Annotated in this window: 19 protein-coding genes; 8 read left to right on the top strand and 11 right to left on the bottom strand. The window is 71.9% G+C overall.

Annotated elements, in window-relative coordinates; all coding sequences use genetic code 11:
- The first annotated feature begins 46 nt into the window (after positions 1 to 46).
- Complete coding sequence (locus AB0J93_RS26585; protein ID WP_363925050.1) at positions 47 to 784, top strand: DinB family protein; 738 nt, start codon at positions 47 to 49, stop codon at positions 782 to 784.
- Positions 785 to 878: 94 nt separating this feature from the next.
- Here AB0J93_RS26585 and AB0J93_RS26590 read toward each other — a convergent pair whose 3' ends face one another.
- On the bottom strand, positions 879 to 1388 hold the full coding sequence (locus tag AB0J93_RS26590) for a DinB family protein (RefSeq protein ID WP_363925051.1): 510 nt from the start codon (positions 1386 to 1388) through the stop codon (positions 879 to 881).
- 32 nt (positions 1389 to 1420) lie between these two features.
- A complete protein-coding gene (gene rph, locus AB0J93_RS26595) occupies positions 1421 to 4060 on the bottom strand; it encodes a rifamycin-inactivating phosphotransferase (protein ID WP_363925052.1) in 2640 nt (879 codons plus the stop codon).
- 169 nt (positions 4061 to 4229) lie between these two features.
- Here rph and AB0J93_RS26600 point away from each other — a divergent pair, with 169 nt between their 5' ends.
- Positions 4230 to 4895 (top strand): TOPRIM nucleotidyl transferase/hydrolase domain-containing protein, encoded by a 666-nt coding sequence (locus AB0J93_RS26600; RefSeq protein WP_363925053.1) that lies wholly within the window; start codon positions 4230 to 4232, stop codon positions 4893 to 4895.
- A 174-nt stretch (positions 4896 to 5069) separates the two neighbouring features.
- Positions 5070 to 5591: a hypothetical protein gene (locus tag AB0J93_RS26605; protein WP_363925054.1), complete on the top strand. Its 522-nt coding sequence runs from the start codon at positions 5070 to 5072 to the stop codon at positions 5589 to 5591.
- Between the two features lie 126 nt (positions 5592 to 5717).
- Here AB0J93_RS26605 and AB0J93_RS26610 read toward each other — a convergent pair whose 3' ends face one another.
- The 5 genes from AB0J93_RS26610 to AB0J93_RS26630 form a co-directional block, all read right to left on the bottom strand.
- Positions 5718 to 6533, bottom strand: a complete 816-nt coding sequence (locus tag AB0J93_RS26610) for a carbohydrate ABC transporter permease (RefSeq protein ID WP_363925055.1) — start codon at positions 6531 to 6533, stop codon at positions 5718 to 5720.
- 62 nt (positions 6534 to 6595) lie between these two features.
- Entirely contained in the window at positions 6596 to 7618 is a 1023-nt protein-coding gene (locus tag AB0J93_RS26615) for a sugar ABC transporter permease (RefSeq protein WP_363925056.1), read from the bottom strand.
- Between the two features lie 10 nt (positions 7619 to 7628).
- Complete coding sequence (locus tag AB0J93_RS26620) at positions 7629 to 8927, bottom strand: extracellular solute-binding protein (RefSeq protein ID WP_363925057.1); 1299 nt, start codon at positions 8925 to 8927, stop codon at positions 7629 to 7631.
- A gap of 644 nt (positions 8928 to 9571) precedes the next feature.
- A complete protein-coding gene (locus tag AB0J93_RS26625) occupies positions 9572 to 10306 on the bottom strand; it encodes a hypothetical protein (RefSeq protein ID WP_363925058.1) in 735 nt (244 codons plus the stop codon).
- Positions 10299 to 10871, bottom strand: a complete 573-nt coding sequence (locus AB0J93_RS26630; protein ID WP_363925074.1) for an RNA polymerase sigma factor — start codon at positions 10869 to 10871, stop codon at positions 10299 to 10301. Before AB0J93_RS26630 ends, AB0J93_RS26625 begins: the two co-directional genes overlap by 8 nt.
- An 83-nt stretch (positions 10872 to 10954) precedes the next feature.
- Here AB0J93_RS26630 and AB0J93_RS26635 point away from each other — a divergent pair, with 83 nt between their 5' ends.
- A complete protein-coding gene (locus tag AB0J93_RS26635; protein WP_363925059.1) occupies positions 10955 to 12211 on the top strand; it encodes a hypothetical protein in 1257 nt (418 codons plus the stop codon).
- A 73-nt stretch (positions 12212 to 12284) separates the two neighbouring features.
- Here AB0J93_RS26635 and AB0J93_RS26640 read toward each other — a convergent pair whose 3' ends face one another.
- The 3 genes from AB0J93_RS26640 to AB0J93_RS26650 all read right to left on the bottom strand — a co-directional run bounded on the left by AB0J93_RS26640 (position 12285) and on the right by AB0J93_RS26650 (position 16574).
- Positions 12285 to 13742, bottom strand: coding sequence for a hypothetical protein (locus tag AB0J93_RS26640; RefSeq protein WP_363925060.1), 1458 nt, complete (start codon positions 13740 to 13742; stop codon positions 12285 to 12287).
- Complete coding sequence (locus AB0J93_RS26645) at positions 13739 to 15583, bottom strand: dynamin family protein (protein ID WP_363925061.1); 1845 nt, start codon at positions 15581 to 15583, stop codon at positions 13739 to 13741. The genes AB0J93_RS26640 and AB0J93_RS26645 overlap by 4 nt, the downstream gene beginning before the upstream one ends.
- Before the next feature lie 97 nt (positions 15584 to 15680).
- On the bottom strand, positions 15681 to 16574 hold the full coding sequence (locus AB0J93_RS26650) for an IniB N-terminal domain-containing protein (protein WP_363925062.1): 894 nt from the start codon (positions 16572 to 16574) through the stop codon (positions 15681 to 15683).
- A gap of 296 nt (positions 16575 to 16870) precedes the next feature.
- Between AB0J93_RS26650 and AB0J93_RS26655 the strand changes: the two genes are divergently transcribed.
- Genes AB0J93_RS26655 through AB0J93_RS26665 form a run of 3 tightly spaced genes read left to right on the top strand, consistent with a single transcriptional unit; the run spans position 16871 to position 21160 of the window.
- Positions 16871 to 18163, top strand: coding sequence for an Hsp70 family protein (locus AB0J93_RS26655; protein WP_363925063.1), 1293 nt, complete (start codon positions 16871 to 16873; stop codon positions 18161 to 18163).
- A gap of 5 nt (positions 18164 to 18168) precedes the next feature.
- The gene (locus AB0J93_RS26660; RefSeq protein ID WP_363925064.1) at positions 18169 to 20688 is read left to right on the top strand and encodes a helix-turn-helix transcriptional regulator; all 2520 of its coding nucleotides are present in this window, start codon (positions 18169 to 18171) and stop codon (positions 20686 to 20688) included.
- Positions 20689 to 20737: 49 nt separating this feature from the next.
- Entirely contained in the window at positions 20738 to 21160 is a 423-nt protein-coding gene (locus AB0J93_RS26665; protein WP_363925065.1) for a roadblock/LC7 domain-containing protein, read from the top strand.
- Positions 21161 to 21175: 15 nt separating this feature from the next.
- Here AB0J93_RS26665 and AB0J93_RS26670 read toward each other — a convergent pair whose 3' ends face one another.
- Positions 21176 to 21580, bottom strand: coding sequence for a DUF2267 domain-containing protein (locus tag AB0J93_RS26670; RefSeq protein ID WP_363925066.1), 405 nt, complete (start codon positions 21578 to 21580; stop codon positions 21176 to 21178).
- A gap of 164 nt (positions 21581 to 21744) precedes the next feature.
- Here AB0J93_RS26670 and AB0J93_RS26675 point away from each other — a divergent pair, with 164 nt between their 5' ends.
- Positions 21745 to 22614, top strand: coding sequence for an AraC family transcriptional regulator (locus AB0J93_RS26675; RefSeq protein ID WP_363925067.1), 870 nt, complete (start codon positions 21745 to 21747; stop codon positions 22612 to 22614).
- Positions 22615 to 22724: the final 110 nt, after the last annotated feature.

A 22724-nucleotide genomic window follows, 5' to 3' on the forward strand; every position in this document is an offset into this window, starting at 1 on the left:
ACCTCCGCGCTACTGTCGCCGCGATTCGTTGACGGGAGGAGTCCGAATGGTCCAGGAGCAGAAGGCCGAGTTCGTCGACCGGGACCTACAGGGGGCACGGTTCATCAGCTCGACGTTGGCCGGGGCGGTGATGCGCGGCGTCGAGGTGCGGGGGCTCGATATCGACGCACCCTGGCTGGCGGAGGGATCGCTGCTGGTCAACGGGGTCGACGTCGTGCCGTTCGTCGAGGCCGAGCTCAACCGGCGGTTCCCGGGGCGGGAGCTGAGGCAGGCCGGGGATCCGGAGGGTCTGCGGGCGGCGTGGGCGGCGCTCGAACGGGCCTGGGCGGCCGTGGTCGACCGCGCGTCCTCGATGCCGGCCGACGCCGTCGACGCCTCGGTCGACGGCGAGTGGTCCTTCACGCAGACCCTTCGCCACCTCGCGTTCGCCGCCGACGCCTGGCTCGGCAAGGCGGTGCTGCGCCTGCCGCAGCCCTTTCATCCGCTCGGGCAGCCGCACGTCGAGTACGCGACGGACGGCTTCGACACGTCGATCTTCGCAACGGAGCAACCGACCCTGGCCGAGGTACTCGACCTGCGTGCCGAGCGGCAGGCCATGGTCCGCCAGTTCCTCGCCACCGTCACCCCGGAAGTGCTCGCCGAGCCTCGACGGAACCCGTGGTCAGCCGAGACCGAGGTGTCGGTCCTGCACTGCCTGCACGTGATCCTCGGCGAGGAGTGGGAGCACCTGCGCTTCGCCCTGCGCGACCTCACGACGATCAGCACTGCCCGGCCCGGCGGCTGACGCGATCTACGTCGTCATCCCGGGGTGGGGCTGGCGGGCCGCCCTCTTCACCGCGCACGCCCTCGGCCTGAGCGGGTAGCTGTGCGGCAGCCGGTCAATCGGTCCGCCGGGTGAGGGCGTCTCGAAGGAGATCCAGGTGCCCGCGGTGCTGGGCGGTCTCCTCAATCATGTGCACGAAGATCCACCGGAGACTCACCGGACCGCCGCCGAACGACGGTTTGGCGGCGCGGTCGCTGAGATCCGCGAAACCGGCGGCGGCGCGGCGGCTCCGCTGGCACACAGCCGCGTACAACGCACACAGGTCGGCGGGGGAGTCCTCGCCGGCGGAGTGGAAGTCCCAGTCCGGGTCGGCGTCCAGCGGCGCCGACGCCCAGGGCTCGGGCACCGGGGCGCCGAGAAGCTTCTCCTGGAACCAGAGATCTTCCACGCGCGCCAGGTGCTTGACGATGCCGCCGATGGTCAGCTGGGTTGCCGGCAGCAGCCTGGCCGCCGCGTCGTGATGACCGAGTCCGTCCAACGTGTCGAGGACACATTGGCGATGGAAGTCGAGGAACTGTTCCAGGGTGCTGCGTTCGTCCGCTGCCACGTCAGGGAACTTGACCACCAGGTGAGCCTGCCATCCCTACGCGAGCGCGTCTATCCGGGCAGGATCTCCACGTAGCCGTCGGTGGCGTGCACGCGGATCCGCTGCCCGTCGGGGATCAGCCGGGTGGCGTCTGCCACCCCGACGACGGCCGGGAGGCCGTACTCCCGGGCGATCACCGCTCCGTGGGTCATCTGTCCGCCGATCTCCGTCACCAGGCCGGCGACCGCGACGAACAGGGGCGTCCAACTGGGGTCGGTGTGGGCGGTGACGAGGATGTCGCCCGGTTCGAGGTCGGCGTGGGCGAGGTCCAGGATGACTCGGGCGCGTCCCTCCACGGCCCCGGTGGAAACCGGCAGGCCCACCAGGGCGCCGGCCGGCACGTCGTCGCGTCGGTACGCCCCGTTGACGGTCTCGCCGTCCGAGGTGAGCACCCGGGGCGGCCGGAGTGCCTCGTACGACCGGAACTCCGCCCGGCGTCGACGGACGAGTCGGTCGTCGACCTGGTTGGTGCGTACGGCGTGGTGGAACTCCTGGAAGGTGAGGAAGAAGACGTCCTCCTTCTCCCCGATCACCCGTGCCCGCGCGAGGCGCTCGGCCTCGGCCAGCAGGGCCTGCTTGTAGAGGAAGTAGCGGCTGATGATGTCGTACTTCGGGTACTCCCGGTAGCCGGTGAAGGTCCGGACCCGGTCGATCATCCGCTTGGTCTCGGTGGCCTTGCGCTCCCCGTCCGGTAGGGCCCGCAGCCGGGACAGCACCTCCTGCGCCTTCTGCTCCGCGGCCTGCCGTCCGTGCTCGAAACGCCGCGCGGCGGCACCCGGCTCGGCGTTCCTGACGTGTTCCAGCAGCACCGGCAGCAGCGTGGTGGGACGTTCGCGCCACCGTGGCCTGGTGATGTCGATCTCGCCGACGCAGCGCATGCCGTACCGGTCGAGATAGGCCTCGATGGCGTGCCGCGCCTCGGTGCCGCCGGGAAGCTTCGGCAACTCGTCCAGGAAACTCTCGTCCTCGACGCTGTGCAGGAACGCCACCACCTCGGGATGCGGGCGGATCACATCGGCGACGTCCAGCAGGGCCAGGCCCATCTCCGACGTCACGTTGCCAGGAGCGGACAGGGTCAGCGTGTCAGCCGCGTTCTTCTCGCCGAGCCACTCCCACAACTGGTCGTTGAGCCACCAGGTGGCCTCCATGCCCGCCATGATCGCTTGCATGCTCAGCGGGTCACTGAGGACTCGCTTGTGCTCCGCGAACGCGGTCGTCAGGAAGTCGAAAAGTGCCGTGCCGGTCTTCGTTCGGATGTCGCGCCGCAGGGCGGCGATGGAGGCTTGGCTGCGCTCGACCAGCCCGGCGAGGATGGCCGGGTCCGTGTCGATCGGGGTGGCCGCTGGGCCGGCTGCCGCCCCGGCGGCCCGTGCCCCACCGACCGCCGCGTCCGGGCGCGTCGGGATGAAATCGGTGCGGTCGAGGACGGTCTCCAGTGCATCCCTCACCAGCGGATCGCCCTTACCCATGATCTCCAGCAGGGCGGCGCGGATCGCGGGCGACGCCAGGCGCTGGGTGACGTCGACGAACAGCCTTCCGCCGGCCGCCTGCATCGGTGCCATGGCCGTCAACTGCCACATCGACAGTCCCAGCGGCTTCATCGCGTCGGTCATCATCTGCTGGTGGCCGACCGACACGTAGACGTGGTTGTCCCGGTCGCCGGCCGTCGGGACCGGGAACAGTGTCGTGATGGGCCGGCTCTGCACGATCTGGAAGGCGTCGCCGGCCAGGCACCACTCGATGTCCTGGGGGCGGCCGAAGTGTGCCTCGATCCGTCGGCCGAGTTGCACGAGTCGTACGACCTGGTTGTCCGTCAGCGCCGGCTGGTCCTGCCGCTGCGGGTCGAGCGCCTGTTCCCGGGTACCTCCGGCGGGTAGGGCGTGGACGGCCTGCCGCTTGGTGGCGATGACCCGACCGACGATCTCGTCGTCGCGCACCGTGTACACGTCCGGGTTCACCAGACCGGAGACCAGGGCCTCGCCGAGACCGAAGCTGGCGTCCACGGAGGAGACCTTCCGGTTGCCGGTGACCGGGTCGGCCGTGAACAGGATGCCGGCCACGTCCGGGAAGACCATCCGCTGCACGACCACAGCCATCCGGACCGTACGGTGGTCGACGCCGTTGCGCTGGCGGTAGGTCACGGCCCGCTCGCTGAACAGCGAGGCCCAGCACCGGCGGACATGCTCGACGACGGCGGTCGGACCCACCACGTTCAGGTACGTGTCGTGCTGGCCGGCGAAGGAGGCCGTCGGCAGGTCCTCGGCGGTGGCGCTGGACCGGACGGCGTACGCGGCCCGCCCGTCGAGTGCTTCGACGGCGCCGGTGATCGCCGCTGTCAGATCATCCGGCAAGCGGATCCCCTCGATGGCGTGCCGGATCTCGGCGCTGCGTGCCCGGATCGCCTCCCGGTCGTCCGGGTCCAGCCGCGCCAGCTGATCGAGTCGAGCGTCGATCGACGGTACCTGCGCCATGGCCCGTCGGAACGCGGCCGTGGTCACGCAGCAGCCGGCCGGCACCCGGAGGCCGTCGATCCGTGTCAGCACGCCCAGGTGGGCAGCCTTACCGCCGACGACGCGGAGCTGCGCTCCATCGATGTCGTGCAGGTCCACCACGTACTGCCCGGTCGTCTCGTACGTCGACAGCTCCCGCACGGTGTGCCCCCGTTTCCTCGTCCGGCCGACGATTCTGCGGCAGAACCCGGGTCTTGCCACAAGCCCCCCGGTGCGCTATACGTTAGGAGTGGCAGGGAGGTGACTCTCTGCCTTTTGTCTTTGTCGCCCGTTGCGGGGCTCCGCCGCCGATCGGACGGGGAGGCCCAGCATGGATGTCACCTCGCGTCGCGAGCCGGCCCGGATCGGTCTGGACGGGCCGTTGGGCGGCAACGCCGCCTCGATGCAGGCCACCGCCCGCGCTCTGGCGCAGGCCGAGTCCGCCGTGGCCGTGATCCTCGTCGAGGGCATCAGCGACCAGATCGCCCTGGAGACGCTGGCTGTCGGTCGTGGTCGCGACCTCGCCGCAGAGCGGATCGTCATCGTGCCGATCGGCGGTGCCCACGCGATCGGCCGCTTCCTGACCAGGCTCGGCCCGCCCGGCGTCGGGTTGCGGCTCGCCGGCCTGTGCGACCTGCGCGAAGAGGAGATCTTCCGGCGTGGACTGACCGAGGCGGGTGTCGGTGCGCCTCGCAGTCGAACCGAGATGGCACAGCTCGGGTTCCAGGTCTGCGTCGACGACCTGGAGGACGAGCTGATCCGAGCCGTCGGCAGCGCGGGGGTCGAAGCCCTCTTCGAGGCCCAGGGCGACCTGCGGCTGTTCCGTGGGTTCCAGAGCCAGCCCGCCTGGCGTGGCCGGGATCCCGACGCGCAGCTGTGGCGGTTCCTGCGCAGCAGTTCGCGCCGCAACCTGCGCTACGCCCGCCTGCTCGTCGAGGCCGCCGTCGCCCGGGACACCGTGCCCCGACCCCTCGACGCGCTGCTCGCCAGCGCGTGATCGGCGCGGCGGCGATGCGGGCGCTCCGCATGTGCCGCTGGCCATGCTGGCCGTCCCACCCGTCACCTGACCGCGCCGCCGGCAAAGCCGGGGGAATCTACCGATTCAAGTTTCGGCTGGTCGTGCTGGAGTTGGTCATCGGCGGCAAGCGGTGCCGCGGCGGAGGGATGACCCATGGAGATCCTCAGAAGGCTGGCCCGGGCTGCGGTCGTCGGTGGGACGCTCGCCATGCTCGTGGCGTGCGGAAGCGATGTCGGCTCAGGCTCGTCGACGCCGGGGGAGACTCCGGGCGCGGCGGGGAGCGTGGCGGCTCCGGACGATGCCGCCGGGTCGCTGACCGAGCCGAAGGGCGAGGAGTGCGAACGCCTCACCACCGACGAGGTCGCGGGCGTGATCGGGGCGCACGACGGTGGCCAGCATGACTACCAACTCGGCGGTTGCGTGTGGACGGCGACCTCCGGCGGAGAGGCGATCCACGCGTCGGTGCTGTCCAAGGACGAGTACGAGGCGGTGGCCGAGATCGGGGAGCAGGTGAGCGGATCCGCCGACGGCGCCGTCTACGACGACATCCATGGCGAGCTGTGGTTCCCGTGCGGCAACGGTGACTTCTGTGGCGTCAAGGCCAACATCGGCGAGTCGGACCGGCGCAAGGAGGTCGCGTTGCGAATGGGCAAGATCCTGCAAGGCCGGATGTAGCACCCGCCGCACGCGGTGGCGCTACCGCCTGACGCACCGGCGCGCCCGGTTCGCCCCGGTCAGACCTGAGTCTGGACCGGGGCGAACCGGGCGCGCCGAGGAGTTGCCGCCGTGTCCGCTGACGAATCAGCCCTTCACGGCTCCGGTCAGTCCGCCGACGATCCGGCGCTGGAACAGGCTGAAGAACACCAGTGCCGGGATCATCGACAGCGAGGTGAACGCCAGGACCTTGGCCGTGTCGACCGAGTACTCCGAGGCGAAGGCCTGCACGCCGAGGGGCAGCGTGAAGGTCTCCTCCCGGTTCAGGATGAACAGCGGCAGCAGGTACCCGTTCCAGCTCTGGATGAAGGTCAGGATGGCCACGGTGATGACGCCCGGCATGGCCAGCGGAAGCACCATCCGCCAGAAGAAGCCCAGTCGGCTGCAACCGTCGATCGACGCGGCCTCCTGGATCTCGTCGGGGATCGCCCGTACGAACGGCACCAGGATGATGATGGTCAGCGGGATGCCGAACCCGATCTGGGGCAGGATCACCCCTGGCAGCGTGTTCATCAGCCCGAGGTTCTTGACCAGGATGTACAGCGGGGTGATCGCCACGGTCAGCGGGAACATCAGACCGGCGGCGAACAGTGCGTACATCGCCCCCCGCCCCCAGAACCGGTAGCGCGCGATGATGAAGCTGGTCATCAGGCCGAGGGTGACCACTCCCGCCGTGGTGGCCAGCGCCACGATGGTGGAGTTGAAGACCTGCTGCCAGAAGGTGCCGCCGGTCAGCACATCGAGGTAGTTCTGGGTCTGCCAGGTGCTGGGCAGTCCGGCGGGGTCGGTGGTGATCTCCGCGTTGGTGCGGAAGCCGCCCAGGATGATGTAGATGACCGGGGCCAGCATCGTCGCGATGAGCAGCAGCGCGACGAAGTACACCGACGGGTCGGTCCAGCTCATCGGCTTTCTGGACCGGGACGACCTGCGCGGTGCCCGGCGCCCAGCTACGGCGGTCACGGCCATCAGCGCCTCCCTCCGGTGATCGCGCCCTCGGTGTCCCGGCGCAGGACGAACCGCTGGTAGAGCAGGGCCGCGAAGAGCGAGACGAAGAACAGGACCACGGCGACCGCGTTGCCGTACCCGTACTCTCCCGCGTTCCGCCCGTTGGCCACCATGTAGGTGGCCATCGTCGACGTCCCCGCCGTCGCCGCCACGTACTGGCCCCAGATGATGTAGACCAGGTCGAACAGTTGCAGGGCACCGATCATCGACAGGAAGGCCCAGATGCGGATCGTCGGCCCGAGCAGCGGCAGTGTGATGCGTCGTTGGATCTGCCAGTACGAGGCTCCGTCGATCGCCGCGGCCTCCGTCAGCTCCTCCGGGATGCCCTGCAGCCCGGCGAGGAAGAGGATGACGGCGAAACCGATGTACTTCCAGGTGAGGATGCCCATCAGCGTCCAGATGGCGATCTTCGGATCGGACAGCCAGTCGGCCTGCAGCCAGCCGAGCCCGATCTTCTCGAGGACGGCGTTGACCACGCCCTCCCCGTGCAGCATCAGGCTCCAGCCGGTACCGACGACCACCTCGGCGATCACGTACGGGATGAAGACCAGCACCCGGATGATCGTCTGCCCCCGCATCTGCCGGTTCAGCAGCAGAGCGAGCAGGATGGCGGCTGGCCCCTGGAGCAGCAGCGACAGCACCACGATGATGCCGTTGTGGCGCAGGGCGTCGATGAAGGTGCCATCTTCGAAGATCAGCAGGTAGTTGCGGAAGCCGACGAAGTCCTCGGCGGGCCCGTAACCCTGCCAGCTGAAGAAGCCGTAGTAGGCGGCCATGGCCACAGGCAGGATGACGAACGACAGGAAGACGATAAGTGTCGGCCCCGTCATCAGCGCGATTTCCAGCCGGGCTGGCCAGCCGATGCCCTTGGGTCGGCGGCGCCGGGCCGGGGGCGACACGACCGGCGTGTCACCCCCGACCTTCGTCAGACCCGGTGACGGGTCCGGCGCGAGCCGTACGCTCTCGTGTTGCGTTTCAGACATGGCGTTTGGACTACTGCGCCCTCTTGGCGGCGGCCTTGACCGCGTCGACGATGCCCTGCGGGTCTCCCTTGCCGGCCAGCATGTTCACCACGGCGGTGTTCAGGGCGTTGCCCACGTTCTGCCCGTAGACCGTGTCGAGCCACTGGGAGACGAACGGCGCCTGGTTGTAGGCGGCGAGGATGGACTGCAGGTGCGGCTCGGTGACCGCGGCCTGCGCCTCGCTGTTGACCGGCGGCGCGTTGAACGCCTCGTAGTAGGCCTTCTGCACGTCGGTCTTCGCGATGTAGTTCAGGAAGGCGGTGCACTCGGCCTTCGGGGCCTGGGCCGAGCAGGAGTAGCCGTCGACACCACCGAGGATCGCACCGGGCTGACCGGCACCGCCCTCGATGCTGGGGAAGGGGAACCAACCCAGGTCGGGCAGCGGCTTCTGGTCCGGGGTCAGGGAGGCGATGACGCCGGGGTTCCAGGCGCCCATCAGCTCCATCGCCGCCTTCTTGTTGGCGAGCAGACCGGCGGAGCTGCCGGCACCCTGCTGGGCGGAGGTGGTCAGGAAGCCGTTGTTGAACGGCTCGGACGCGGCGAAGTTCTGCACGTCCTGTCCGGCCTTGAGCCAGCAGGGGTCGTCGAAGGTCATCGTCTGACCGGCCTGGGTGATCGTCTCCGAGCTGCACTCACGCAGCGCGAAGAAGTAGTAGTAGAAGGCGGCCGGCCAGGCGTCCTTCGCACCGAGGGCGATCGGCTGCACGTCCGCGGCCTTCAGCTTGGTCACGGCATCCTGAAGCTCGGCGAGGGTGGCCGGGGGCTGGGTGATGCCCGCCTTGGTGAACAGGTCCTTGCTGTAGAAGAAGCCACCGGGCAGGACCGCCACCGGCATGGCGTAGACCTTGCCCTCGATCGTCTGCGCCGTGAACGACCCTTCCGAGATCACCTTCTTGGTGTCGTCGGTGATCGAGTCCGTGAGGTCCATCAGCTGGCCGGCCTTGACCATCGCGGCCATCTTGCCGCCGCCGCGCTGCATGAACACGTCGGGGGCGTCGCCGGAGTTGAGGGCGGTCTGGAGCTTGCCGTCCAGGTCCTCGTTCTGGATCGACTGAATCTCGATCTTCACGTTCTGGTTGGCGGCCTGGAAGTCCGCGACCGTCTTCTCCCAGAACGCCTTACCCGGCCCGGTGCTGGCGTTGTGCCAGAAGCTCATCGTTACCGAGCCATCGCTGTTGCGGCCATCCGATTCGTCGCCGCCGCAGGCCGCCGTCGCCAGGACGCCCGTTGCCAGGGCTACCGACACAGCCAGTAGTTTTCTCGCCCTCATCAATCTTCCTCTCTGCCAAGTCCGCCCACCTGAAACATCCCTGAACGAGCCGCCGGCCAGGACGTGCACCATGGCGGCGCCGGAGGGTTGTCTCCCTGTCGACAGGCGCTGGTCCGGGCTCGGCTCGCGGTCACATCGCGATCAACCTCGGAGTGACCCAGGCCACCGACGGCCAAAACGGTCGCAGACTTGTCCGAAAAAAACAAGACACGTTTCCGAAACTTCCGTGACCTAGTGCCGGGGGTGAAGACGTCGCTGGTCAGCCGGGCTTATCGGCGGCAGTAGCAGGGCGGCTACCTGCGTGGCTCTGCGTGACAGGGTGTTTGCGCTAACAAGCACTGGCCGGTAATGGCGTCCGAATCGTCCGGTAGCTGGGCAGGGAGCTCCGCCGAGCCACTCCGGCGACCTGGTCGCTCGCATACTGGTCCCGGAAAAATCCCGGTAGGTGTCCGGGCGCCGTCATCCGGCTCGCCCGGAAGGAATCGTTGTGGGCCCGTTACGAAGGCGATACCGGACCACGGTGTGCGGAGGAGCCGGGGCAACATCGGGCGGCGCTGGTTGATCACGCTTACACCAACAATTCGACCGAGGCGTCATCGACATCGCATGACCGTGACGAAACGCGGAAAATCGGCACTGCGGCGTCACGCCAGGGTGGTGGCGATGGTGACCGCCTCGGCCATCGTCAGCTCGCCCTCCAACCGATACGTCACCCCGGCGTCCTCCCAGATCAGGGTCGCCGCCGCGAGACGGGCGCTCTCCTGGCGGACGATCCCGTGGCGGTCGGTGTAGGAGACCGGGTGCGGGCCACCGACCCAGATCGCCTCAGCCGCACCCACCTGCGTCCACTCGGCGTCCGACCCGCCGGCCTGCTTGAAGAAGACCGGATCGAGACGGCCGTCGAAGGTGTCCAGACGCAGGGCGCCGGCCCGGTAGAACAGACTCGCCACCCGGTGCCCGCCGGTGTCGTCCGGGTCGGCCAGCAGTACCTGCTCGGGTGGACCCAGCACGGTCGGCGTCCGGATCGGGAAGCGCACCAGCCGGCGCGCCTCGTCCAGGGTGGCGGTGCGCTGCCCCGGCGGCGGCGACGGGACGCCGGTCGGCGGTGTCCGGGCAGGGGAGGTGCTGATGGTGATGCCGGCGAAGCGCAGCAGTCCCGCCATCGCGTCGGCGAGCGCGGCCCGTCCCGGCGGCAGCACCGCCACCAGCAGCGCGGCCAGCGCCGCCGCCAGCGCGTACCGCCAGCGTCGTCGGACCGCGACGCGGCGGGCGGGTGGTGCGGCGGCCAGCCGGGCACGGACCCGGGTCGTAACGTCCGGCGGCTGGGGGGTCTCCAGCCAGCCGGACAGGTCGCGTAGCTCCCGCTCCAGGTCATCCACGGCTGACCTCCTCGACGGCGAGCAGGCCGCGTAGTTTCACAAGTGCCCGCGAGGTACGCGACTTCACGGTGCCCCGCGGCCAGCCCAGCATGGTGACCGTCTCGTCCTCGCTGAGGTCCAGCAGGAACCGGCAGACGATCACCTCCCGGTCCCGGGACGGCAGCGACCGCAGGGCCCGCACCAGAGCGGCCCGGCGCTCCCCGGCGAGGACCGCGCCGACGGCGTCGTCCTCGACGATCTCCGCGCCCGACGCCACCCGAGCCGCGCGCAGCACCAGACCGTTGCGCCGCTCCCGGGTGCGGTGCAGGTTGCGCGTCTCGTTCGCCACGATCGCCAGCAGCCAGGAACGGAACGACGACTCGCCACGGTAACGGTCGAGCTTGCGGTACCCCTTCACGAACGCCTCCTGGATGACGTCCTCGGCATCGGAGCCCGCGCCGAGCAGCACCGCGGTCCGGTGCGCGGCCGCGGTGTGCCGCGCGACCAGGGACTCGTACGCCTCCAGGTCACCTGCCTGCGCGCGGGTGACGAACTGCTCGTCGTCCAGGGCTACCTCCGGTGGAATCACCCCTACTGACACCGCCCGCGCCGCGTGGGTTCCATCGCGCCGAGTGGGAACCCGGGACGCCCCGGAGGTGTCACCGGGTCATGATGGCGAACACGACGATCTCGCGGCGTACCCTGCTGACCGCGCTGGCCGGGGTCGGAGCCGCGACCCTGGCCGGTTGCGAGCCGACCTCGGCGGTACCGGCCGCCGCCGACCCGCTGCCCGACCCACTGCTCGTCGCCCTCGACGGTGGCCTGACCGTGTTGCGGGGCACCGACCGGCAGCCGATCGGCGCCGGGGTGGCCACCGCAGACGGGCGGCTGGTGTGGACGGTCGCCGCCGCCGGTGCCGACACCGACCTGTGGCGCGTCGACGCCGGCCGGGGCGCCGCCTCCGAGCGGGTACGGCTGCCGGGCCGGTGGGTGCCGCAGACCGCCTCCACCGACGGCACCCGGCTGGCGCTGACCACCGAACGTCTCAGCGCCACCGGGGACCGTCCCGCCGGCCGCGACGAGACGCTGGTGTTGATCGCCGACGCCGGTGGGGTGCGGCAACGGCTGCGGTTGCCGGGCAACGTCGTGCCGGAGGCGTTCACCCACGACCTGGCCGGGCTGTTCGTGCTGGAATGGCTGCCGCCGGCCGCGCCGGACCGCTACCGGGTACGCCTGGTCGACCTCGCCACCGGGGTAGCCGGGCCGCTGCTCACCCGCGCCAAGACACCGGTGCCGGAGGGCGGGGAGGAGGAGATGCGCGGCGACGGACGGCAGGCGGTGCTGTCCCCGAACCGCACCGTGCTCTACACGCTCTACACCCACCAGCCCGACCACCAGCACACCCGGGACCGGATCAGCGGCCGGCCGGGCAGCGACGTGCACGCCTTCGTGCACACACTGCACCTGGAGCAGCGGTGGGCGTACTGCGTGGACCTGCCGCACCCGTTCGGGGAGGGCGCCGCCGACGGCCACACCATGGCGATCAGGCCGGACGGCGGCCGGCTCTACGTCGCCGACGTCGGTTCCGGCGCCGTCGCCGAGATCTCCACCGAGGAACTGACCGTACGCCGCGTCGCCGCCCTCGCCACCGGGGCCGGTCCGGCGTACGCGGCGGCCTCCGCCGAGCGGCTGTTCGTCGGCGCCGGCACCGCCGTACGGGCCGTGGACCTGGCGGGTCTCGCCGTCACCGCCGAGCGGGCGACAGCCGACCCGATCACCGGTGTCGTGCTCAGCCCGGACGGCTCTCACCTCTACCTGGGCCAGCGGGCCGCGGTGAGCTGGCAGGATCCGGTCACCGGCGGCGAACTCGGCCGCGCCGCCGTGCCCGGCCTGGTCGGCCTGCACGGTCCCGCCCGGCCCGCCTGACCGGGTAGCGGTCCCCGGCGCGGCCGGTCGTCGGCGGGCCCGCCGCGGGCCGACACGGAACTCGACCCGGGGCCTAGCGGGCGTGGGCGGCGGCCAGGTCGGCGAGCAGCCCCTCACAGCTGCGGGCCACCACCTGCGCGCCCCGCCGCTGCAGCAACGCGAGCCCGGGATCCTCGGCGTGTTCCCGCCACCGCCACCGCGCCTCGGCGGCGGTCTCCCACAGCCACGCCAGTGTCGCGTCGGGCGCGATCCCCAGCCGGGCCGCCGGTTCGTCACCGTCGCCGCCGACCAGCCGCCGCGCCTCGGCGGCCAGCTCGGCGTCGAACCCGAGCCGGCCGTCGCGCAGCGCCGCCAGCAGCCGCGACTCGGCGAACTCGTGCGCACCGGCGAGCAGCTGCTCCAACACGGCGAGCAGGTCGCCGGTGGCCGGACCCGGTTCGTCGCGCAGCAGCGCCTCCACCGCCGTCAGCGCAGACCGGGCCTTGAGCACGTGTCGGCGGTCGACGAAGAGGCGGTTGAGGGACTCGCGTAGCTCACCGAGCCCGCTGCGGCGGACCAGCTCGGTGGCGAGGGCCACCCGGTTGTCGCAACCGGTGCGGACGAGGGTGGTCGCCAGGCGGATCCCGACCACACCGAGCCGCTCCAGCAGCGCGCCGCGGGTGGCCGCGTCCAGTCCGGCCGGCGGCTCGCCGCGAGCGAACCGCTCGGCGGAGAGGAGGTACGGCTCGAGCTCGGCACGCGGCACCCGGGCCAGGGCCGCCAGCGCGGCGAACTCGGTCTCGCCGAGCACCCGGCCGGCCAGGCCGAGCAGCCCGCTGCACGGCACCACCGCCACGCACAGCGCGTCCACGTGCGGGTCCCGCAGCGCCCGCCGGGCGAGCTGACGGGCGCCGAGCAGTGCGTCGACCCGACCGCCACCGGACTCGTCCACCCGGGACAGCACCATGATCGTGTGCACCGGTGCGGCCTGCCCGACGACGCCCTCCCGGGTCGCCCCCAGGATCCGCAGGTCGGCGCCCCGGGCGTCGCGGGTCAGGTACAGCAGCGCGTCGGCTTCCCGCCGCACCCGCGCCAGCACCGGATCCGCCGCCTGTTCGTCGGCTGCGCCGATCGCCGGTGTGTCCAGCAATGTCACCTGCCGCAGCGAGCGTGCCGGCCACCGCACCACGATGTCGCGCAGCTCCCCGGCGCGCCAACCTGTGAGGTCGACCCGCATCCCGGTGCCGGAGCGCAACACCGCCAGCCGCTGCGGCGGATGACTGGTGGAGTACCCGGTGGCGTCCGGCTGCGGCCCGTCCTCGTACCAGGTGAAGGCGCTCCCGTCGACCGGGGCCACCTCCTCACCCATCAGGGCGTTGAGCAGGGTCGACTTGCCGCTGCGCCACCCGCCGACGACGGCGACCCGCAGCGGCTGGTCGTAGCGGGCCAGCTGGTGCCGCAGCAGCTCGGTGACCCGGGGGTTGTCGCGGTAGCCGTGCAGCGCCCGGTGCAGCAGGTCCCGGACCTCCGCGTCCAGCCGCGCGCCGGTCATGCCAGCGGCGCCAGTGGCGCCGGGCGGGCGGCGGTCACCTGCTGCGCCTGCTCGTACAGCTCGGCCAGCCGGATCATCCGCTGCTGGATCTCCCGCTGGCGTCGCTCACGTACCGCCGCGTCGGTGTCGGCCGCCTCCTTGGCGCTGCGCAGCGACTCGATGATGGCGGTCTGCAACTCGTCGGTCAGCGCGGCGAAGTGGTCCCGCAACACCCGCTGCGCCCGACGGGCCGCGTCCCGGCTGTCCTTGCTGACCTGGATGAAGAAGTCGTCGACGTGCCGCTGTACCGCCGCCTTGACCGTGGCCTGCCGGCGGCGCAACAACTGTTTGCCCTCGTCGCGGATGCTCTTGCCGCCGAACAGGGCGCCGGCGCCGATCGAGATCGGGTTGATCATCGGCATGCCGGCCAGGGTCAGCGCCAGGCCGAACATCAGCAGCCCACCGTAGGAGCCCTTCATGCCGGTGAACACCTTCTGGCCGACGGTGAACCGGTCGACGTTGGGGCGTTCCAGCTCCGGCACCGGTGCGCCGTACTCCACCGAGGCGGTCAGCGGCCAGGGTGGCAGCGACCCGTGGCCGTACCGGGCGAACGACTCGGCGACCCGCCGGGCGATCCAGTCGCACCGCTGAACCAGCCACCGTCGGTTCGCCGCGGCCGCCTCGACGAGGCTCTCCTCCAGCCACTGCGCGACGGTGTCCCACGCCACCAGCGGGTCGGCGGTCTCGAACGCCTCGTCGACCATCCGCAGGATCTGCCGGGTGCGGTCGCGCAGGTCGTGCTCGATGTCGGAGATGAGATCGGCCATCTCGTCGGTCAACGTGTTCTGCCATCGGGTGGCGCACCGACGCAGCTCGTCGACCTCCCGTTGTGCCGCGTGCAGCCGGGCCATCGGCGCGGACTCCTCGGCCGAGCGCTGGTCGGTCAGTTCCGCCCGCAGCGGCGCGGCGAGCTGTTCCACCACGGTGCGCGCGGTAAGCACCACCGCGGCCCGGGCCAGGGTGTCGGGCTTGGCTGCCAGGTGTCGCCGGAGCAGGGCGATCAGCGCCGGGAAGCCGGACTCCGCGTTGAGCGCGTGGTCGTCGGTGGCGGCGGCGTGCAGGCGCAGCGCGGCGGACACCGGGATCAAGGGCGCCGGCACCCCGGCGTCGGCCAGGTGCCGCCGGTTGCGGTCGGCCACGGCCCGCCAGTCCGGGACCAGGTCCGTCTTGGTCTGCACCACGGCCACGTTGGAGTGCGACCGGGTGAGGTGCAGCAGCATGTTCAGCTCGTTGACCGACAGGTCCCGGGTGGAGTCGGTGACCAGCAGCACGGTGTCCGCGCGGGCCAGGGCGGCGACCGGGGTGCCGGCGCCCACGGCGGCGACGTCACCGCCGCCCGGCATGTCGACAAGCACCACGCCGGCGCCGAGCAGCGCCCGGGGCAGACCGATTTCGATGTACGCGGGGCCGCCGCCGGGCAGCCGACCGGTGCTGCCACCGACTCCGGCGGCGATCTGATCGGTCGGCACCGGCGTCCGTTGCACGGCCGGCGGGTCGGCGGCCGGCGTTCCCGGCCTCGTCAGCGGCGTCTGCACCACCGTCGCCGAGGCGACCTCGGCGTGCCGCAGCACCGTCGGCAGGACGGTCGTGGTCCCGTCACCGACGGGGCAGACCGGTGCGTTGACGATCGCGTTGACCAGTTGACTCTTGCCCTGGTTCGGCTCGCCGACGACCAGCACGGTCAACGTCGGATCGAGCAGGTGGGCGCGCTTGAGGCGGACCGCCTGAAGCAGGTCGCCCCGACCGTGTTCCTGGCACGTGCGGGCGATGTCGTCGAGCGCGTCGAGCCAGATTCCCGCCATCACCGCACCAAGTGTGCTGAATTCGGCTCAATTTTCAAGTGCGAAGAGGCGGGCGGGGCCGGCACCGAACGGTGCCGACCCCGCCCGCCGACGGGCGTCAGAGGAGACCGTCGGTGAGGCCCAGCACCCCGCCGGTCGAGGTGGAGGCCTCGCCGTGGGTTGCCGTGTCCCCGCTCACCGAACCACTGACCCCGCCGTCCAGAAGCCCCTTCGTGCCACCGGTGACGGTGCCGGTGACACCGCCCAACAGGCCGTCGACCTGCCCGGTCACACCGCCCACAGTGGAATCGAGGTCCAGCGACGGCACCACGCCACCCGTGTCGCCGGTCAGGCCGAGCCCGCCCAGGGTGTCACCGACACCGAGCGAACCGACCAGATCGCCGACCTGACTGGTGGTGCCGGGAAGCAGACCGGAGGTGGTGTCCAGCAGCCCGGAACTGGTGCCGTTCACCGCGGACACGGGGTCACCCACCGCGCCGGTGACGTCACCGAGCGCCGGCTCCGTGGCGCGGTCGAGCGGGGCGACCACGTCCGCGTCGAGGGTGTTGGCCACGTCGTGTACGCCGGACAGGTCCGCGCCCACCCCGGTGGGGGTCACACCGACGCCGACTCCCGGGAAGACGGTCGCCCCCGCGGTCACCGTCGACGGGTCGACGGCGATCGTGCCGAGCACCCCGGCCTTGACGTCCACCCCGGAGTGGGAGCTGCCGACGCTGATCTGCTGCGCCACGCTCTGCAACTGGCTGATCGCGTCGGTGGCGTCACCGACCAGCGGGTCGAGGCCGAGCTGCCCGGTCACCGGGGCGACCGGGGCGAGCCCCTGCACCGGGGCGTAGTCCACCACCAGCGGCACCACGTCCTGGACATCGGCGGCCGTGATGTCGCCGAGGCCGGCGGCCCGCAGCGCGCCCTCCGGGTCGAGGTCGAACGCCGACCGGGCATCCGCGTCGGTCAGCAGGTTGAGCACGAAGTCGTGCAGGGTCTGGTCCATGTCGGGGGTTCTCTCCTCGGCGAAACGTCAACGACCGGTGATCGCCGATGACGCTACGGGCGGTGCCCGGGACCGGGCATCGGGGACGATCCCGCAATCCGACCCGTTCGATTAGGGGCATCCGGGCTCTCGTACGTTAGGGGGAGTGGGGGACCGGCGCCCGCCGAAGTTGGGGCTCCTGATGCCGGAGTGATCTCTGGTACGAACGTAGGAGCCCACGGGGTCCCCCGGGGCGGCCCGCATCGGTGGGCCTGTCCGGCCCACCCCACGGCCGACGCGGTCAAGGAAGAAAGCAGATGGCCTACGTGCTCGGGATCGACATCGGCAACACCAGCACCGTCGCCGCGGTCGCCCGGCACCGTGACGGGCACTGGGGTCACCCCGAGCCGGTCGCCCTGCACCCAGGACCGGGGGCGCTGCCGTCGACGTTGCTGCTGTCCACCGACGGCACGTTCGCCCTCGGTGAGGGTGACGAATCGGAGCGTACCGCCCGGGGGGTGTTGAGCCGGGTCGGCGACGGCGTGCCGCTGCTGCTCGCCGGTGAGCGGTACCGGCCGGAGACCCTCGTCGCGCTGCTCGCCGCGCACGTGGTCGACCAGGTCCACGGTGCCCGGGGCGCGCCGGCCGAGACGATCGTGCTCAGCCACCCCGCCTCCTGGGGGCGCTACCGCCGCGACCTGCTGCACAACGCGCTGTGGGACTACGGCCTGGGCGCGGTGACGCTGCTACCCCGCACGGTCACCGTGGCGGAGGGACACGCCGCCCGGGGCTTCGCCGGTGGAGTCGCCGCCGTCTACGCGCTCGGCGGCAACACCTTCGAGACCGCACTGGTCCGGCGCAACGCCCGGGACCGGTACGAGACCGTCGGCGTCCCCGCGACGCTCGCCCGGTTCGGCGGCGCCGACTTCGACGAGGCGCTGGCCGCACACGTGCGGACCGCGCTCGCCCGGGACCTGGCCGCCGCCGGCCCCGGTGCCCGTACCGCCCTGCGTCAGCTGCCCGTCGAGTGTGAACGGGCCAAACGGGAGCTGACCGTCGGGTCGCAGACCGACGTGGCGTTGTCGCTGCCGACCGGACCCGTCCGGGTGCCGGTGACCAGGCTGGAGTTCGAGGAACTGATCCGGCCGGCCGTGCAGACCACAGTGGAACTGCTGTCGCAGGCCGTCCGCGCCGCCGACCTGGCACCCGGGCAGCTCGACGGCGTGCTGCTGGCCGGCGGCGCCAGCCGGGTACCGCTGGTCGCCGAGCTGCTCGCCACGGCCGGCTTTCCGGTCGAGACCGCACCCGACCCGCAGAACACCGCCGCGGCCGGCGCGGCCGCCGCCGGCACCCGGATCCTGTCCCCACGTCCGCTGCCGACCGGCCCGCCCCCACCGGCCGGCCCACCCGCGACCGTCGGAACCCCCGCGACCGTTGCGACCGCGTCCGCCGGGTCGATGGCGCACACCGCCGGCCCGCCCCTGGGCCCGGCCGACGACCTGACCCCCCGCGACGAGCCACCGCCCCGCCCGCCGATCCGCTACCCGCCCCTCGAACTGCCGACACGATCCCGCCGAAAGCTGGCACGCAGCCGGGGACACGAAGGATGACCGCCATGATGACGAGCGCCGTGGCGGACAGCCCGCTGGTCCTCGACGCCGAACCGACCGACCTGCTCGACGCGATCACCGCAGACCCGGCCGCGCCGCTCACCCTCGGGGTGATCGGGCCGGGCGGCCACGGCCGCACCACCTACTTGCAGGAAATGGCCGGTCGGTACGCCCGGGCCGGCGTCACCGTCCACACCGAAGCACCGGCCACCGACGACGCGTACGCTCCCGACACGGTGCTGCTGATCGACGACGCGCACCTGCTCGACGAGGCCCGGCTGCGCACGCTGCGGCGGCTGGTGACCGACCGCCGGCACCGCATCGCGATCAGCTACCGACCGTGGCCCCGACCGGCGGCCCTGATCGAGCTGACCGACACACTGCGCCGTGAGGGACGCCAACTCCTGCTCACCCCGTTCACCCGGGCGCGCACCGCCGCGTACCTCGCCGCCGTGCCCCGCCTCGGCCGCCGCCCGGACCTGGTCGACTTCGTGCACAGCCAGACCGGTGGGGTGCCCCGGCACGTGGGATGGCTGGTCGACGGGCTGCGCGAGCAGGAGACGGCCACCGGCGTACCGACCGAACCGCCCCGCCAGGTGGTCCTGCACCTCGGTCCCGACCTGGAACACCTGCCCTCCGACGTGCGACGGCTGCTGATCGCGCTGGCCGCCGGCGTCCCGCTGCCCACCGAAGCGCTGCGCCCACTGCTGAACCGCGAACCGGCGGAAATCGACGACCTCGTGGCCGAAGCCCGCGCGGCCGGGCTGCTCGGCGCCGACGGCCGCCCCACCCCGCTGGTCCGTCGGGCGGTGACCGCGCTGAGCCCGGCCGCCGACCGTACCGCCGTCTGGCATCTGCTCAGCGACCTCGCGCTCAACCGCGGCGCACCGGTGTTGCCGCTGGTGCGCTCGCTGCTGGCGGCCGGCGTCGCCGGTGACTGCCCGGCCGCCACCCTGGAGGCGGCGGCGGAGGAGGCCCTCGGCGGCGAGCCGGCGCTGGCAGCGCACCTGTTCGCCGCGGCGGGCGCCGCCGGTCGACCCACCGGCGTCCGGCAGGCGGTCGCCGCCGCCCTCGCCGGTGACCTCGACCTCGCGCTGCGGCTGGCCGACCGGCTGCTCACCACCGCACCGCCGGACGCCCGGGCGGAGGCCGCCCTCGTGGCCGCCACCGCACTGGCCCACCGTGGACAGACCGACCGCAGCGTGGAGCTGTACCGCTGGTCCGGCGGGGTCAGCGCGCACGCCTTCGCCGCGGTCGGCGCGCTCGCCACCGCCCGGCCCAGCGACCACCCCGAACCCGTCCCGGACAGCCCACCGACGTTGCAGGCCGGTGCCGCCCGACTGATGGCCGACGGGGTACGCGAAACTGTCCACGGCACCCCGTCGGCGGCGCTGTCCACCCTCGTGCAGGCGGCGGCCCTGCTGGAACCGGACGGACGGGCGGTGCTGCTGCCGGACAGTCCCGCCGCCCTGGCGGCGCTGACCGCCGTGCACTGTGGCGAGCTGGACATCGCCGAGCGGGTCCTCGACCGGGCCCTGGCCAGCGGCATCGGCGGGCCGCTGCTGACCGCCCGGCACCGGCTGCTGCGCGCCTGGATCCTGATGGCGCGGGGGCGGATCGCCGCCGCCGGCGAACAACTCGCCGAGGCCACCACCGGCGTCGGGCTGGAGTCCCGCGACCTGCTCTTCGCCGCCGGGTTGACCATGGGCATCGCCCGGCGAACCAGCGACCTCGGCGCGTTGCAGCGCGGCTGGGTGCCGGCGCTGGAGGCGGTGGTCCGCCACCCCGTCGACCTGTTCACGCTGCTGCCGCTGGGCGAGCTGGCCATCGCCGGTGCCCGGCTGGGTGACCTCAGCCGCCTCCAGCCCTACCTGCGGGCCGCCCACGAACTGCTCGGCCGCCTGGACGATCCGCCGCTGTGGCGTACGCCGTTGCACTGGAGCGGACTGCACGCGGCGATCCTGTCCGACGACCCGGTCGCCGCCGACGGGCACGTCAGCGCCCTGCTCGCCGTCGCCGGCCACAGCCGGTACGCCGCAGTGGTGGCCGCCGCGGCCGAGTGCTGGCTGGAGGTGCTGCGCGGCACCGTCGACCCGGTCCGGGTCGAGGCTGCCGCCCGGGGCCTGCACGACACCGGCCTGTGCTGGGACGGCGCCCGGCTGGCCGGGCAGGCCGCCATCCGCACCGCCGACCGGCGGGCGATGACGGCGTTGCTCGACTGCGCACGGGCGCTTCAGGGCCGGTCCGCCGCCGAGGACCGCAAGCCGGCAGCCGGCACCGTCTCGCACCGGCTCAGCGACCGGGAGCGGGAGGTGGCCGAACTGGTCGTCGCCGGTCTCACCTATCGGGAGATCGGGGACCGCTTGTTCATCTCCGCCAAGACTGTGGAGCACCACGTGGCTCGGATGCGCTCGCGGCTCAACTGCGCCAACCGCACCGACCTGTTGGCCCTGCTTCGAACCATTCTGGCTGACCCGTCGTACACCACGAACGGACAGCCGTGGCCCCGACGGGCCGCGAACTGAGCCTCGGACCGGCCCTCACCCGCCGGTTCCGCCAACGAGAGGACCTGCCATGACTTCTGCGGTGGCCACCGCCGACAACCTCAGCCGCGCGCTCGACAACATCGTCGACCGCGTGCCGGGTGCCCAGTTCGCGGTGGTGCTCTCCCCGGACGGCCTGCTGCTGGGCGCCTCGCGGGGCATCGACGACGAACTCGCCAGCCAGCTGTCCAGCATGGTCTGCGGGCTTCAGGCGCTGGGCCTGGCCGCCGCGCGGGTCTGCGGGGACGGCGAACTGCACCAGGTGGTGGTGCAGATGTCCCGGGCGTTCCTGTTCCACGCCACCACCGGAAACGGTGCGGTCCTCGCCGTCGGTATCGACGGCGACGCGGAGGTCGGCGACATGGCGTACGAGGTGGCCATGTTCGTCGCGCAGGCCGGCGACCACCTTCCGGTGTACCTGGAGCCGGTGGTGCAACGCGTCGCGCTCCGGTGATCGCCGGCGTCGCGGTCAGCCCCGGTCGCGGTGTGCGTCGTACTGCGGTGCCGGGTTCGCCACCTGCCAGAACTCGGCGGGCAGGAACGTGATGACATCGTCGTACTGACCGGCTTCGACGGCCTCGCGGATGGTGTCGAGGACCGCCCGGATGCCGGCCGCCGCCAGGTCGGGGTCGACGTCTGCCCGCCCACCGACCCGCTGCACGAACACGTCGAGGCCGAAACGCTCGGCGTCCTCATGTGGGCCGAACGCGTACGCCCGCAACCCTTCCGGGAGTTGCCCGGCGAGGTCGCGCGCCTCGCCGCCGTCGATCCGCTCCGCCAGGGTGGTAAGCGTGGCCCGCGCGATGGCGGTCGCCTGCTCGGCCGAGGTCCCGGTGCGGCTCGCCACAGAGTCGATGAACTGGTCGTCGTCCACCTCGCCGTACCCCTCTCGCCGCGGATCCGGCGTCTACCCGCCCACCGGCGTCCCAAACGAACGCGTCCTGCGCCGCCGCCCGCTCCCGCATGATCGGATCGGGCCAGGACGATCGGGCGCGACAAGGGGCGCGCGGGCCAGCCTTGGAGGCGAAAGGAGGCCTCATGATCTCGGCACTCAACCGGCTTGTCGACCTCGTCGAGGAGCACCTCACCGCGGAGATCGACGTCACCGGGGCGGCCCGGGCGCTCGGCACGACCGAGTACCACCTGCGCCGGATGTTCTCGTCGCTGGCCGGCATGCCGCTGTCGGAGTACGTGCGTCGGCGGCGCATGACCGTCGCCGCCGCCGACGTCGTCCGCGGCGAGGACGACCTGCTCACGATCGGTGTGCGGTACGGGTACGGCTCCACGGAGGCGTTCGGACGCGCGTTCCGGGCCGTCCACGGCGTCGGCCCCGGTGACGTACGCCGCGACGGAGGCCCCCTGCGTACCCAACCGCAACTCAGGTTCCGCCTGACCGTCGAAGGGAGCATCCCTGTGGACACCCGCATCGTCGACCGCCCCGCGTTCCGACTCATCGGACACGCCACCCGGGTCCCGCTCATCCACCAGGGCGTCAACCCACACATCCAGCGGCACGTCACCGCGCTGCCGGCCGAGGAGCACCAGCGGCTCAAGGAACTCGGCGACATCGAGCCGGGAGGTCTGCTCCAGGTGACCGACGATGTCGACCCCGACGCCGTCGAAGGCACCGAGCTGACCTACCTGCACGGGGTCGCTGTCGCCCGCGACACCTCGGTTCCCGACGACCTCGACAGCATCGAGGCGCCGGCCGGTACGTGGGCGGTCTTCCGCACCGCCGGACCGTACCCGCAGAAGCTGCAACAGGCCTGGGCCGCGACCGCGTCCGAATGGTTCCCGTCGAACCCGTGGCGGCTGCGGCCGGGTCCGTCGATCGTCGCGATCCTCGATCGTGCGGCCGATTTCAGCACCGCCACCTGTGAGCTGTGGCTGCCCGTCGAACCAAGCTGACGGGTACGGGCTCGGGATCCTGGTGACAGCCGGTGGGCCCGCCGCACAGGTGGGCCCACCGGTGGCCGGGACTTCCGGAAGTATCTTGACGTGTTTGGTGGGATCGTTAC

This window comes from Micromonospora sp. NPDC049374 (genome assembly GCF_040677165.1).
Taxonomy (GTDB): domain Bacteria; phylum Actinomycetota; class Actinomycetes; order Mycobacteriales; family Micromonosporaceae; genus Micromonospora.